Genomic DNA, 14,294 nt, shown 5'->3' on the forward strand with positions numbered 1-14,294 from the left:
GTGGGCGCCGGCGCCGTTTCTGCGCGCGGCGCGGGGGTGGCGGTCGCCGTCGAGGCCGGGGCGGGCGCCGGGACGTCGGACGTCGCGGCGGCGTTCGCGGTCTGGGCCGGGGCTTGAGCCGGCGACGCGGTGCGAGCGGGCTGGGGCGCAGTTTCGGCGCCGACAGGGCGAGCGGGTTGCGACGCGTCGCCTGTCGTCGGTGCGGCCGACGGAGCGACAGGCGATACGGTCTCGTCGGACGGCGCATCAGCGTGGGGCGCGGGCGGCGCGGTGTCGATATCTGCGGAAGGGGTGACGGGCGCGGCGACGGGCGGGGTCGTGCCGGGGGCCTCGCCCTCGGCGTTCACGCCCTGGCCGCCATCAGTCACGACGGGCGCAACGATCAGGGACGGCGTGACGGCAGGCGGGGCGGACGTGGCGGGCTGGATGACGGCGTCGGTCGTTTCGGCCTCGTCCGTCTTGTCGTCCTTGTCGGGCGTCGCGGGCGGGAGCGCGCTCTTGCTCCAGATCGCCACCAGCGCCTCGAACTCGGCCGCGACGTCGCTGCCCGGCGCGGACGCCGGGGCGCTGTCGCCGGTGGGCGCAGCGGGAGCGACGATGGACAGCAGGCCTGCAAACGACATGAAGCGCCGGAAGTTGGGATGGAGCGGCGCCTGCTGCGCCTGACATTCGGCAGACCCTCCGCAAACGCCGGGCCAGTTGGGCGGAGCCGATCAACTGACTGATATGTCGAGAAAATCATGTGATGTGGTCTGACAAGCGTTACCGATGACCGGCGCTTGTTGCCGCCCCCACGCGCATTTTTGCCCGGCGCCGGACCGAAATGCGGGCCGCGTCAGGGTCTGGTGAGGCTGTCCAGGGGTGTGGTGGTGCGGAGGCCGGTCTGCTGTGGCCGCATCTGCCCGGCATGGCGCGAAGATTGCGCTCCTGTCCGGTCATGAACCGCGCTCGAAATGCGAAAACCTTGAAAAACAACGGCCTGCCAACGGCCGCGACGGCGCGCGCCGGGCAAAAAGCGCGCGCAGGTCAGCAAGGCTTGCCGGGCGTCGCCGTGACGGGGAGGGCCTGATGTCCCTGAATTCCATCCTCAACATCGCCACGTCGGGGCTGAACACCGCGCAGCAGCAGTTGCGGGTCGTTTCGGACAACGTCTCGAACGTCAACACGCCCGGATACATCCGCAAGGTCGCCGACCAGCGCAGTCTGTCGACCCAGGGCGCGGGCAACGGCGTCGAGGTGGCGCGCATCCGTCTGGCCACCGATCGGTTCCTTCAGGCCGCCAGCCTGAATGCGGGCGCCGAGGCCAGCCGCCAGAACGTCCGCTATGAATTGTATGACCGCATCCAGTCGCTGTTCGGCGACCCGGGCGGGAACTCCAGCTTCTTCAGCCAAGTCGACGGCATCTTCTCGGCCTTTGGCGCGACGGTGGACAATGCGGCCTCGTCGCCGCTGCGTCAGGACGCCCTGTTCAAGGCCCAGGCCCTGTTCGAGGATTCAGCCCGCATCTCGAAGCAAATACAGGCCGCGCGCGAGGATGCGGACGGCCGGCTGACCACGGCGGTCGAACGCACCAACGCCCTGTTGCAGCAGATCGAGAAGCTGAACATCGAAATCGCCCGCGCGACGGTGAAGGGCGACGACAGCTCTGGGGCCGAGACGACGCAGGCCGCGCTGGTGTCGGAACTGTCCCAGTTGATGGACGTCCGGGTCAGCGGCCGGTCCGTGGGCGGGGTGTCGATCCGCACCGGCGGCGGCGCCCTGCTGGCGGGGGACGGCTATGCGACGCTGTCCTATAACCGCGCGGGGTCGGTAAACGCGCAAACCAGCTTCAACGAGATCTGGGTCACGGAGCCCAGCGGTCAGAAGCGGGCCCTGCTGGACACTGTCAGCTCGGGCGAGATCCGGGGCCTGGTCGAGCTGCGCGACGTGGAAGCGCCGCAGGCGGCCGAACGTCTTGGCGAACTGATGAGTAGGGTCGCGGACGAATTGAACCGCGCCCACAACGCCAACACCAGCCTGCCGCCGCCGACCACGATGACGGGGCGCAATGTTGGCCAGTCGTTCGAAACCGCCATCGCGGGCTTCACCGGGCGCAGCACGATCGCCGTGACCAACGCCGCGGGCGTGGTCCAGAACACGGTCGAGATCGTCTTCTCGGGCGCCACCATGACCATCAACGGGTCGCCGGCCACGCCCGCGACCTTCCTCAGCGTGCTGAACACCGAGCTGGGCGGGGACGCGGTCGCCAGCTTCAACAACGGTGTGCTCAGTCTTCAGGCCACGGGCACGAACGGCATCGCCATCGCCGAGGACCCCGCCTCCGCCAGTGACAAGGCAGGTCGGGGCTTCTCGCATTATTTCGGCCTGAACGATCTGGTCACCACCAACGGGCCGTCGAACTATGACCTGGGGCTGAAGCCGGGTTCGCTGCACGGTTTCACCGCCGGACAGGCGTTGACGCTGCGCCTGACGGGCGAGAGCGGGGCCAAGGCGCGCGACATCACCATCACCGTGCCGCCGGGCGGGACGGTGGCCGACATGCTGGCTGCGCTGAACGACCCGGCGACAGGCATTGGCCGGTTCGGTCAGTTCAGCCTGGACCCCACGACCGGCGCCGTGACCTACAAGTCGACGTCGCAGCCGCCGCTGCGTCTGTCGGTGCTGGACGACAACACGACCCAGACGCCTTCGGGCGTGTCTCTGAGCGACATGTTCGGTATCGGCGGAGGGGTGCGCGCGGCCCGGGCTGACGGTTTCTCGATCCGGTCGGATATCCGGGCCAATCCCTCGCTGCTGGCCCTGGCGCAGATCGACCTGTCGGTCGCGGCCGGCGTGTCGGCGATCAGCAAGGGCGATGGTCGGGGCGCGGCGCGGCTGGCCGACGCCGGTCAGCGCAGCAGCGTGTTCCAGGCGGCGGGCGATTCCTCCGGCGGGACGCTGTCGATCTCGCGCTACAGTTCGGAACTGTCGGGCGACATCGGCGGCAAGGCCAGTCTGGCCGAGACCCGCAGCAAGAGCGCGACAGCCCTGTTCCAGGAGGCCTCGGCCCGGCAGGCGTCCAGGGAGGGCGTCAACCTGGACGAGGAACTGGTGATGATGACTGTCTATCAGCAGGCTTATAACGCCTCGGCGCGCCTCGTTCAGGCGGCCAAGGATATGTACGACGTTCTTCTGGGGATGGCGCAATGACCCGGGTATCGACCCTCGGCAGCTACAATTCGGCCCTTCTGGACCTGATGGCGTCCCAGCGAAGGCTGAACGACGCCAATGAAAAGGTCTCGACCGAACGGGCGGCGACGGACCTGGGGGGCTTTGGCCGGGGCGCAGAGGCGTTGACGGCGATGAAGTCCACGCATGCTCGCATCACAGGGTTCAAGGACACGGCCGACACGGTCGCGGCGCGGCTGGAAACCCAGGCGCTGGCGTTCGATCGGGTCATCGACGGCGCCAAATCGGCTCGTCAGGCGATCGCCGACGCCCTGGCGGCCGGACGGCTGGATGGCCTGATGGCGGAGCTGCAGAACCAGTTCCAGTCGGTGCAGGACGGCCTGAACACAAAGCATCAGGGCCAGTATCTGTTCGCTGGCGGACGTGTCGACAATGCGCCGCTGGACCAGATGACGCTGGAGGAAATGGCCGCGCAGCCCAGCGTTGCGGGCCTGTTCAATAACGACCAGTTGAAACAGTCGTCGCGCATCGATGAGGGCAGCTGGATTCAATCCGGTTTCCTGGCCAGCGAGATGGGGACCGAGCTCTATGGAATCTTCCGCGATATCCAGCAGTTCCACGAGGCCACGGCGCTGGAAGGTTCGCCCACCCCGGCGATGCAGCAGTTCCTGACCGACCAGCTGACCCGTCTGGACCAGGCGCGGGACTCGATCATCAGCATGGGCGCCAACAACGGCGCGATGCAGAACCGGGTCGACAGCGTCGTGGAGGCCCAGGAAAAGCAATTGCTCTCACTGGAGCAGTTGACCAAGGGCAAGACCCACGTCGATCCGCTGAGGGCCGTGACGGAGCTGCAACTGGCCCAGATGGCGATCCAGGCCTCGGCCCAGGTGGTCAGCCAGCTGCGCGACGTGTCTCTGCTCAACTATCTGAGATAACCCGGAAAAAGATCATTCCAGTCACGCTGGACGCGGAATCCGTTATGGAACATAACGGGAACTATGGCGCAAATCGATCTGAGACGAAAACTGGCGGTTCTGGCGGATGCCGCCAAATATGACGCGTCCTGTGCATCGTCGGGCACGTCGAAACGGGATTCGATGGGCGGCAAGGGCATCGGCTCGACCGAGGGGATGGGCATCTGTCACGCCTATACGCCCGACGGTCGCTGCGTTTCGCTGCTGAAAATCCTGCTGACGAATTTCTGCATCTACGACTGCGCCTATTGCATCAATCGGTCGTCCTCGAACGTCGAGCGGGCGCGGTTCAGCGTGGAGGAGGTGGTCGACCTGACGCTGAACTTCTACAAGCGCAACTATATCGAGGGGCTGTTCCTGTCCTCGGGCATTATCCGCTCGGGCGACTATACGATGGAGCAACTGGTCGAGGTGGCGCGCCGGCTGCGCGAGGATCACGACTTTCGCGGCTATATCCATCTGAAGCTGATCCCCGAGGCGGATCCTCGGCTGATCGAGTTGGCGGGGCTGTACGCGGACCGGTTGTCGGCCAATATCGAACTGCCGCGCGACGAGGCGTTGGGCCGTCTGGCGCCGCAGAAGGACGCAGGCGTCATCCGCAGGGCCATGGGGCAGGTGCGGCTGAAGGTCGAGGCGGCCAGGCCCGAGCGACGCGACCGGATCAAGCCGCCGAAATTCGCGCCAGCCGGTCAAAGCACCCAACTGATCGTCGGCGCGGACGGCGCGCCGGACACCGAGATTTTGGCCCGCAGCGCCTCGCTGTACGGCGGCTATGGCCTGCGCCGGGTCTATTATTCGGCCTTCAGCCCCATCCCGGATTCGTCGGGCGCCCTGCCGGTGTCGAAACCGCCGCTGATGCGCGAGCATCGGTTGTATCAGGCCGATTGGCTGATGCGGTTCTATGGCTTCTCGGCGCCCGAGATCGGCGACGGGTCGGAAGACGGGATGCTGGACCTGGCGATCGATCCCAAGCTGGCCTGGGCGCTGCGTCATCGCGATCAGTTTCCGGTTGATGTGAACACGGCTTCACGCGAGGCCTTGTTGCGCACACCCGGACTGGGGGTGAAGTCGGTGGACCGGATTATCGCCGTGCGCCGCTATCGCACGCTGAGGCTGGAGGACGTGGCCCGGCTGACGCGGTCGGTCGACAAGGTGCGGCCGTTCATCGTCGCGCTGGACTGGACGCCCGGCGGCCTGACCGATGCGGCCGATCTGAAGGCGCGACTGGCGCCCGCGCGCGCGCCCACGCAACTGAGCCTGTTCTGATGCGCACAGCGTCGCTGGCGGACGAAATCGACTTTGACGGTTGGCGCGAGGCGGCGCGGGCGTTCCGTGCGGCGGGCGTGCGGCCCTCCGACGCCCAGTTCGTCGTCCGCGGCGGGGCGGAGCAGGGCGGTCTGTTCGTCGAGCCTGTGGCCCCGTCCCCAGCGACGTCTGAGACGACGCCCTTCGCCGTGCCGCGCGCCTTTATCGATACGGCCCAGGCGGTCATCCTGCATCGGTCGGCCGACAGGTTCGATCTGCTGTACCGGCTGCTGTGGCGGCTGGGGGGCGAGCCGGATCTGATGAGGGTGGTGTCCGATCCCGACGTGGCCGATGCGCTGGATCGGGTGCGCAACGTCAGCCGCGCCAGCCACAAGATGAAGGCCTTCGTCCGTTTTCGTCAGGTCAGCGATGCGGCGGGCGAGGCATGGGTCGCCTGGTTCGAGCCGGCGCATCGGGTGTTGCGGCGCACGGCGCCCTTTTTCGCCCGGCGATTCACGACCATGCGCTGGTCGATCCTGACCCCCGACGGCACGGCGGGGTGGGATGGCCAGGCCCTGACCTTTGGCCCACCCGCGACGCGCGACATGGCGCCGCACGAGGACCAGATCGAGGAATTCTGGAAGACCTACTACGCCTCGACCTTCAATCCGGCGCGGCTGAAGACGCGGATGATGCAGTCCGAGATGCCGCGGCGATACTGGAAGAACCTGCCCGAGGCGGCGCTGATCCCGGAACTGGTGGCGCAGTCGGCGGTTCGGACCGACGCCATGGTCGCCGCGCCCGCTTCAGAACCCCACCATCGCCACGAACGGGTCGTAGCCCCCACTGTGTCGCGCCATGCGACCGATGAGGTCGCGCCCGACACGCTGACGGCGCTGGATGCGGCTGTTCAGGGGTGTCGCCGCTGTCCGCTGTGGCGCGATGCGACCCAAGGCGTGTGCGGCGAAGGTCCGGCGCGCGCGGACCTGATGATCGTGGGCGAACAGCCGGGTGATCAGGAGGATCTGGCCGGGCGCCCGTTCGTCGGTCCGGCGGGGCGGGTGCTGGACGCCGCGGTGGCCGAGGCCGGGCTGGCGCGGGATCGAGCGTTCGTCACCAACGCCGTCAAACATTTCAAGCATGAGCCGCGCGGCAAGCGGCGGCTGCACCGGACGCCGGACGCGGGCGAGGTGGCGGCTTGCCGCTGGTGGCTGGATCACGAACGACGGCTGATCCGGCCCAAGGTCATTCTGGCGCTGGGCGGCACGGCGGCGCTGGGCGTGCTGGACCGCAAGGTTGCAGTGACGAAGGAACGCGGTACGCCGATCCCGCTGGATGACGGGGCGCTGCTGATGATCACGGTCCACCCGTCCTATCTGCTGCGGATTCCGGACGAGGCGGGGAAGGCGGCGGAGCGCGCGCGGTTTGTGCAAGATCTGACCGCGACACAGGCCCTGTTGCACAGCTTGCAGCGTGGCTGAACGAATACGGTCGAGCCGCGTTGTCGTCACGCTCCAGGCTTGGCCATGGGCAAAAGCGCGGAGGCGATCTAGGTAGGGGGCATGACGGGGGCAGCTGCGGATTTCCGGATCGACGAAACGGACGGCGGCGCCCTGCTGCGCCTGTCTGGCGACTGGACCACGACGGGGCTGGGCCGCGTCGGGGAACGGCTGCAACGTGACCTGGGTGAGCGTCCGCTGAAAGGCGTGGCGCTGGACGAGCTGGGACGGTTTGACACCGCCGGCGCCCTGGCCCTGGTCAAGGTGTCGGACGGACGCCTGCCCGAAAAGGCATGGCGCGAGCGACCCGAGGCCGGACGCCTGTATCGCACGGTCGAAAAGCTGGAGCGCAAGGCCGGATCGCCGCCGCCCCGGCCGAACTCGGTGGCGCGGACCTTCGCCAAGATCGGGCGGGGGGTCTATGATTTCGGGGCCGAAGCCCTGCTGTCCTTCGCCTTCCTGGGCCGGCTGATCACGGCGGTCGGTTCAGCCTTCAAGCATCCGCGCGCCATCCGCTGGCCCGCCTGGGTCAGCCAGGCCGAGCGCGCCGGGCTGGACGCCATTCCTATCGTGGTGGTGACGAATTTCTTCATCGGCGCGGTGGTGGCCTTCATCGGCGTGGACCTGCTGACCCAGTTCGGGGCCCAGGTGTTCGCGGTGCAGCTGATCGGCGTGGCCGTGTTCCGCGAGTTCGCCGTGGTCATCGCGGCGGTGCTGCTGGCGGGGCGGTCCGCGTCGTCCTTTGCGGCCGAGATCGGGTCGATGCGGATGAACCAGGAGGTCGATGCCATGCAGGTCATGGGCGTCAATCCGTTCCAGGCGCTGGTGATCCCGCGACTGGCGGCGCTGGTCGTCATGATGCCGCTGCTGACCTTCCTGGCGATGCTGGGCGGCCTGCTGGGCGGTCTGGTGGTGTGCTGGACCCAGTTGAACCTGGGCCCGGCCTTCTTCTTCCAGCGGATGCTCGAGGACGGCTATATGCACCGGCACATGCTGGTGGGACTGGTCAAGGCGCCGGTCTTCGCCCTGGTGGTCGCGGCCATCGGCTGTCGTCAGGGCATGTCGGTGGCGGGCGACGTGGAATCGCTGGGTCGCCGAGTGACCTCGGCGGTGGTTCAGGCCATCTTCGCCATCATCCTGCTGGACGCCGTGTTCGCCCTGATCTTCATCGAGTTGGGCATATGAGCGAGCCGGTCATCAAAGTGCGCGGCCTGCTCAGCCAGTTCGGCGAGCGCGTGATCCATCAGGATCTGGATCTGGACGTCGAGAAGGGCGAAGTGCTGGGTGTCGTCGGCGGATCGGGCACCGGCAAGACGGTGCTGCTGAATTCCATCATCGGCCTGAAGGAGCCCGAAGGCGGCTCCATCGAACTGCTCGGCTATGATCGCGCTGCCATGACCAAGGATCAGGCGGCTGAAATCGAGCGGCGCACAGGCGTGCTGTTCCAGCAGGGGGCCCTGTTTTCTGCCCTGACGGTGCTGGACAACGTCGCCTCGCCGCTGGTCGAGCATACCGACCTGCCGCGCGAGGTGATCCGCGAACTGGCCGAGATGAAGATCGCGATGGTCGGGTTGAAGCCGGAGGCCCACTATCTGAAGCCCGCTGAACTGTCGGGCGGCATGCGCAAGAGGGTCGGGTTGGCGCGGGCGCTGGCGCTGGATCCGGAACTGCTGTTCCTGGACGAGCCGACGGCAGGGCTGGACCCCATCGGTGCGGCGGCGTTCGACGATCTGATCCGTCAGCTGTCGGACGATCTGGGCCTGACGGTCTTCATGATCACCCACGACCTCGATAGCCTGTACGCCATCTGTGACAAGGTCGCCGTGCTGGCGGACAAACAGGTGGTCGAGAAGGCCACGGTTCAGGAACTGGAGCGTTCCGAACATCCGTGGATCAAGGAATATTTCCTGGGGCCGCGCGGACGCGCCGCCCACAAGGCCGCCTGAGGAGAGCGGGACGAGATGGAAAGAGACGCCCATTACGCCGCCGTCGGCATCGCCACCGTGCTGTTGTTGACAGCGCTGGCCGTGTTCACGGTCTGGCTGGCCCGGTTGCAGTTCAACAACGACTACGACCTGTACGACATCGTCTTCTACGGGCCCGTGCGCGGCCTGTCCGAAGGTGGCGAGGTGCATTTCAACGGCATTCGCGTGGGCGAGGTCACCGATCTGAACCTGGATCCGAACAAGGGTGATCAGGTCATCGCCCGGGTCCGTCTGGACGCGACCACGCCGGTGCGCGTCACATCCCGCGCCCAGCTGGAGCCGCAGGGCATCACGGGCCTGAACTACATCCAGATCACGGCGGGCACACCCAACAGCGCTATCCTGAAGACCCAGTATCCCGAGAATGTGGTGCCGGTGATCCAGAGCCAGCCCAGCCCTATCGCCGAACTGCTGAGCGGCTCGGGCACGGTGCTGGCCCAGACGGTGGACGCGCTGAACCGCATCAACCGGGTGCTGTCTGACGACAACGTGCGCTCCTTCTCCTCCAGCCTGAAGAACGTGGAATCGCTGACGGCCGAGCTGGAGGCCCGCAAGGCCATGCTGCAACAGCTGGAGCAGGCCATCACCAACGCCAACAAGGCGGTACAGGAGTTCCAGGGGCTGGCGACGGACGTCCGTCAGGTGGTGAACAGCGACGGTCGTCAGGCCATCGCCAACATCAACCAGGCGACCAATGAGGCCCGCCAGGCCATCGCCTCGGTCAACCGCAGCGTCACCGGACTGGAACAGCCGCTGGACAGCTTCGCCACCTCCAGCCTGCCGCAACTGAGCCAGACCATCGAGGAGCTGCAGGAGGCGACCCGCTCGCTGCAGTCGCTGATCGACGACGCGCGCGAAAGCCCGCGCGACCTGATCGCCCGTCCCCAATCCAAGGAACTGGAGGTCCAGCCGTGATCCGTTCTGTCCTGAAAGGCGGCGTCGTGGCCGGCGCCGCCCTGTCACTCGGCGCCTGCGCCCTGCTGTCCACGCCTGATCCGGTGCAGATGTATCGCTTCGGGGCGCAGATGGACGCCCCGGCCCCGGCGGGCGACACGCCAGCGCCGCTGCTGGTGTCGATCCGCCGGATCGAGTTCCCTGACGCGTCCAAGGACGCCCGCATTCTGGGCGTGACGGGGACGGAAACCGCCTACATCGGCGGCGCGCGCTGGGTGTCGCCGGCCGAGACCCTGTTCGACGACAGCCTGAACGCCGCCTTCGCCGCGCGACCGGATCAGGTGCGGGTGCTGGACCGGCGCGAGCCCGGCACAACGCCGCTGGTGTTGCGGGTGACGGTGTCCAGCTTCGAGGCGCGCTATCTGGACGGCAAGGACGCGGCGCCGACGGTGGTGATCACCGCCCGGGCGCAGCTGCGCAACACGCCGGAACGCGAGCGCGGCGCCGGCCCGATCCGCCCCGAGGACGGCCGCACGGTCGAGCGGGTGTTCAGCGTCACCCAACCGGCGGGTGAGAACCGCGTCTCGGCCATCGTTCAGGCGTTCGACGTCGCCACGCGCGACATCAACACCCGGATCGTGGACTGGAGCATCAGCTCGGCCCCGACCCCGCTGGCCGCCGCGCGATAGGGACCGGCGCGCGATGATCCTGATCGGCCAGTACGATTCACCGTTCGTGCGCCGCGTCGGGATCGCTGCGGCCCTGTACGGCGTCGCGTTTCAGAACCAGCCGTGGTCGACGTTCGGCGAGGGCGACAGGATCGCCGCCTACAATCCTACGCGGCGCGTGCCGGCCCTGGTGCTGGACGACGGCGCCGTGGTGGTCGACAGCGCCTGTTGCCTGGACTGGCTGGACGACCAGCAGCGGGCGGCGGGCGATGAGGCGCTGATCCCCGCCTCAGGCGTGGCCCGGCGCGAGATCCTGTATCGCACCGCATTGGCCACCGGCCTGTCCGACAAGATCGTGGCCCTGTTCTACGAAAAGGCGCTGCACGAGGTCCGGTCGCAGGTCTGGCTGGACCGCTGCCGCGCCCAGATCCACGCCAGCCTGACGGCGCTGGAGGCCCTGCGCGCCACGGCGACCGACGACTGGCTGATGGGCGACGCCCTGACCCACGCCGACATCGCCCTGGGCTGCGCCTTGCAACACGCCCGCGAGTCCAGCCCCGACGAGATCGACCTGACCGCCTGGCCCGCGCTGTCCGCCCACAATGAGCGCTGCGAGGCGCTGGCCCCGTTCCGCGCGATCTACAAACCCTTCACCGGCCCGGCCGACAGCTGACGCCGCGCGGCGGATTACCGCGATTTAAGTGCTCGCGTCCGCAAACCTGACCTAGTCCTTGGCGGACACAAGGTCGGGGAGGGTGGCATGACGGCTGTGACAGCGGATGCGGAGACGGCGCCGGCGCAATCGATCGGCAAGCCCAAGGTGCGCGTTCAGACGCTGGATGTGATCCGGGGTCTGGCGATCCTGGGCATACTGGCGGTGAACGCCGACGGGTTCGCCCAGCCGATGTTCGGGGCCTTGTATCCCCTGACCTGGCCCTTCCCGAACGAGGGCGCCACGGCGATCTCCTATTGGGTGATGGACGCCTTCTTCCACCACAAATTCGTGGCGCTGTTCTCCATGCTGTTCGGCGTGTCGCTATTCCTGGTGGGCGGCGAGCGGACGGACAAGGGCAAGGGCCGTGTGCTGTGGCGGCGGCTGGCGGTGCTGCTGGTGCTGGGCCTGATGCACGGGTTCGGCCTGTGGTGGGGCGATATCCTGGCGCTCTATGCCGTCACGGGCATGGTGATGCTGTTCTTCCGCTCGTTCGGGCCCAGGACGCTGCTGGTGATGGGCGCGGCGCTTTATGTCCTTATGGCGACAAACGGGATGGACCCGGCGGTCCTGCCCAATGCCTCGCCCGAGGCGCGAGCCGAGGCGACCGTGGCCCTGATCCGCCCGCAAGAACAGATCGACGGCCTGCGGGCCATGGCGGCGGCGGAGACGGCCGAGGCCAAGTCGTCGTGGGCCGGCGCCTACCGGGTCAATACCGAGGCGTATCTGCGGCTGCTGTCCGGCAACCCGTTCCTGATCCCCCCGACGCTGGCGCTGATGATGATCGGCCTGTCGCTGTTCAAGTCGGGCTTCCTGGCGGGGCGTTCGCGTTCGTGGGTGTACGGCGCCGTGATCGTCGTGGGGGCCGCCGGGCTGGGCTTGCAGGCCTGGCTGTCGTGGCAGGAGCATGTCTTGGGCGCGCCGGTGCTGGGCGGGCGACTGGCCGAGACGCTGATCTCGCCGATCATCGCCCTGGCCTACGCCAGCGTGCTGATCCTGATGATCAAGGCGGGCATGGCGATGCGGCCGCTGGCGGCGGCGGGGCGGATGGCCTTCACCAACTATCTGACCCAGTCGCTGATCATGACCGGCATCTTCTATGGCGGACGCGGCAGCCTGATGGGCGAGGTCGATCGACCCGCGCTGTGGGGCATCGTGCTGGCCGTGTGGGCCCTGCAACTGACCTGGTCGCCGCTGTGGCTGTCGAGGTTCGAGATGGGGCCGTTTGAATGGATCTGGCGCTGCCTGACGCACGGACGCTGGGTGCCGCTGGTGAAGCGAGAAGGGGCGCTGGCTGTTTAACGCGCCAGCAGGAAGGCCAAGTTAAAGGCAGCACCGTAAGAACGGGCGACGTCCTACGTCACGTCCCGAGCCGTCGTGTGATTGCTGGGCGGGGAGCTTTCGGAATTTGTGCTACCTGTGGGCGATGAAAAGTTGGGTGTGGCTAGCGGCTGGCTGTATGGCTCTCATCGGGTGCGGGCCGGCGCTACCTGATGGATATGCGGTTACGTATGGAGATCGGGGTAAAGCTTGGCTTTCCAACCCGGACGGAACCATCGCGCACGGGGCTTTGATCAAGCAGTTATATCGCGCGGAGGGTCAGCTTCTCTTGATCACCGTCGCTGCCACTATGGGCGGAGAAATCGAAGGGCCGCGCCCCCTGGACGACACTTGTTACGTCGCCTTGCTGATCGAGACCGAACGACAACTGGTCAGGCAGATACGAATGGCCGAGGCCAATCGGCTATCGTCGAAAATGAAGTTGGTCGAGTCATCCAATGCCGGTTGCCGGTAAGACATGCAGGCGTCGTAGTCAGGGCAGCAATGAGCGGGCGCGTCGGTAGTGCGTGGCGACGACGCCGTTGCTGAACGGTGTGGCTGAGATCAGCTCAAGCCGTCGCGGATCGGGCAAGCCGCCTTGATACAGGGTCGGGCCGTGGCCGGCGATCCGGGGATGGATGAGGAATTTGTACTCGTCGATCAGATTTAGCCGGTCCAGTGCAGCCGCCAGCTGGCCGCTGCCCAGAAGAACGCCGGCGGGGGTCGCGTCCTTCAGCCTCTGCACGCCTGTGTGCAGGTCGCCGGTGATGGGGTGGCTGTTGGTCCAGGGGAAGACCGCGCGCGTCGATGACACCACATACTTTGGCTTGGTCTCCAGCTTGACCGCCCACTCGCGTAACGCCGGCGGGGCATCGACATCACCGTGGGCGACGGCGGGCCAATAGCTTTCCATCATTTCGTAGGTGACGCGGCCCCACAGCATCGCTCCGCTGTCATCCATTAGACGGGTGAAGAAGGCGTGCGTTTCGTCGTCGGCGATTCCCGCCTGGTGGTCGATACAGCCGTCCACGGTGACGTTGAGGCAGAAGGTCAGAAGTCCCATGCGGCGAGCCTAGGCCACAAAGGGACCGGATCGCCAGAGGGGCAAGGTTTACACAGAAACGCCGCAACGGGCCGGAAGCGGACTTCCGGCCCGTGCGATGATGAACAGGCTCAGCCCAGGCCGGGCGCGACCGTGTAGTCGGCCTCGGTCTTGGCGGCGACCTCGTCCAGGGTGACGCCGTCGGCCAGTTCGATCAGTTCCAGGCCCGAACCGTCCGGCTTGACGTCGAAGACGGCCAGGTCGGTGATGATGCGGCTGACCACGCCCGTGCCGGTCAGGGGCAGGGTGCAGGTTTTCAGGACCTTGGACTGGCCATGCTTGTTGGCGTGATCCATGACCACGACTACGCGCTTGACGCCCGCCACCAGGTCCATGGCGCCGCCCATACCCTTCACCAGCTTGCCGGGGATCATCCAGTTGGCGATGTCGCCGTTCTGGGCCACTTCCATGGCGCCCAGGATGGACAGGTTGATGTGGCCGCCGCGGATCATGGCGAAGCTGTCGGCGCTGCTGAAATAGCTGCTCTCGGGGATTTCGGTGATCGTCTGCTTGCCGGCGTTGATCAGGTCGGGGTCTTCCTCGCCCTCATAGGGGAAGGGGCCCATGCCCAGCATGCCGTTCTCGGACTGGAGGGTGACCTCCATCCCTTCGGGGATATAGTTGGCGACCAGGGTCGGGATACCGATGCCCAGGTTGACGTAAAAGCCGTCCTGCAGCTCTTTCGCGGCGCGTTCGGCCAGTTGTTCGCGAGTGCGGGCCATGA

At 67.0% G+C, this 14,294-nt stretch carries 12 protein-coding genes and 1 pseudogene; 10 read left to right on the plus strand and 3 right to left on the minus strand.

Features of this window, described 5'->3' with window-relative positions; translation table 11 throughout:
* A pseudogene (locus tag EON91_RS04550) lies at positions 1-623 on the minus strand (hypothetical protein); the annotation flags it as partial.
* Positions 624-1,068: 445 nt separating this feature from the next.
* Here EON91_RS04550 and flgK point away from each other — a divergent pair.
* The 10 genes from flgK to EON91_RS04600 all read left to right on the plus strand — a co-directional run bounded on the left by flgK (position 1,069) and on the right by EON91_RS04600 (position 12,450).
* Positions 1,069-3,189, plus strand: coding sequence for a flagellar hook-associated protein FlgK (gene flgK, locus EON91_RS04555; protein ID WP_292091914.1), 2,121 nt, complete (start codon positions 1,069-1,071; stop codon positions 3,187-3,189).
* Positions 3,186-4,106: a flagellin gene (locus tag EON91_RS04560; RefSeq protein WP_292091915.1), complete on the plus strand. Its 921-nt coding sequence runs from the start codon at positions 3,186-3,188 to the stop codon at positions 4,104-4,106. The genes flgK and EON91_RS04560 overlap by 4 nt, the downstream gene beginning before the upstream one ends.
* Before the next feature lie 63 nt (positions 4,107-4,169).
* Positions 4,170-5,411, plus strand: a complete 1,242-nt coding sequence (locus tag EON91_RS04565) for a putative DNA modification/repair radical SAM protein (RefSeq protein WP_292091917.1) — start codon at positions 4,170-4,172, stop codon at positions 5,409-5,411.
* Complete coding sequence (locus EON91_RS04570; protein WP_292091919.1) at positions 5,411-6,871, plus strand: UdgX family uracil-DNA binding protein; 1,461 nt, start codon at positions 5,411-5,413, stop codon at positions 6,869-6,871. Before EON91_RS04565 ends, EON91_RS04570 begins: the two co-directional genes overlap by 1 nt.
* An 81-nt stretch (positions 6,872-6,952) precedes the next feature.
* Positions 6,953-8,074 (plus strand): ABC transporter permease, encoded by a 1,122-nt coding sequence (locus tag EON91_RS04575; protein WP_292091921.1) that lies wholly within the window; start codon positions 6,953-6,955, stop codon positions 8,072-8,074.
* Entirely contained in the window at positions 8,071-8,835 is a 765-nt protein-coding gene (locus EON91_RS04580; protein ID WP_292091923.1) for an ABC transporter ATP-binding protein, read from the plus strand. Before EON91_RS04575 ends, EON91_RS04580 begins: the two co-directional genes overlap by 4 nt.
* A 15-nt stretch (positions 8,836-8,850) precedes the next feature.
* The gene (locus EON91_RS04585; RefSeq protein WP_292091924.1) at positions 8,851-9,789 is read left to right on the plus strand and encodes an MlaD family protein; all 939 of its coding nucleotides are present in this window, start codon (positions 8,851-8,853) and stop codon (positions 9,787-9,789) included.
* Positions 9,786-10,457: an ABC-type transport auxiliary lipoprotein family protein gene (locus tag EON91_RS04590; protein ID WP_292091925.1), complete on the plus strand. Its 672-nt coding sequence runs from the start codon at positions 9,786-9,788 to the stop codon at positions 10,455-10,457. The genes EON91_RS04585 and EON91_RS04590 overlap by 4 nt, the downstream gene beginning before the upstream one ends.
* Positions 10,458-10,470: 13 nt before the next feature.
* Positions 10,471-11,109: a glutathione S-transferase family protein gene (locus EON91_RS04595; RefSeq protein WP_292091926.1), complete on the plus strand. Its 639-nt coding sequence runs from the start codon at positions 10,471-10,473 to the stop codon at positions 11,107-11,109.
* 87 nt (positions 11,110-11,196) lie between these two features.
* Positions 11,197-12,450 carry a DUF418 domain-containing protein gene (locus EON91_RS04600; RefSeq protein WP_292091927.1) on the plus strand — a complete coding sequence of 418 codons (1,254 nt, stop codon included), beginning with the start codon at positions 11,197-11,199 and terminating at the stop codon, positions 12,448-12,450.
* A 511-nt stretch (positions 12,451-12,961) separates the two neighbouring features.
* Here EON91_RS04600 and EON91_RS04605 read toward each other — a convergent pair.
* Together EON91_RS04605 and EON91_RS04610 are read right to left on the minus strand one after the other, a co-directional pair.
* Positions 12,962-13,531, minus strand: coding sequence for a dihydrofolate reductase family protein (locus tag EON91_RS04605; protein WP_292091928.1), 570 nt, complete (start codon positions 13,529-13,531; stop codon positions 12,962-12,964).
* Between the two features lie 110 nt (positions 13,532-13,641).
* Positions 13,642-14,292 carry a 3-oxoacid CoA-transferase subunit B gene (locus tag EON91_RS04610; RefSeq protein ID WP_292091929.1) on the minus strand — a complete coding sequence of 217 codons (651 nt, stop codon included), beginning with the start codon at positions 14,290-14,292 and terminating at the stop codon, positions 13,642-13,644.
* Positions 14,293-14,294 lie beyond the last annotated feature (2 nt).

This window comes from Brevundimonas sp. (assembly GCF_004210735.1).
Taxonomy (GTDB): Bacteria; Pseudomonadota; Alphaproteobacteria; order Caulobacterales; family Caulobacteraceae; genus Brevundimonas.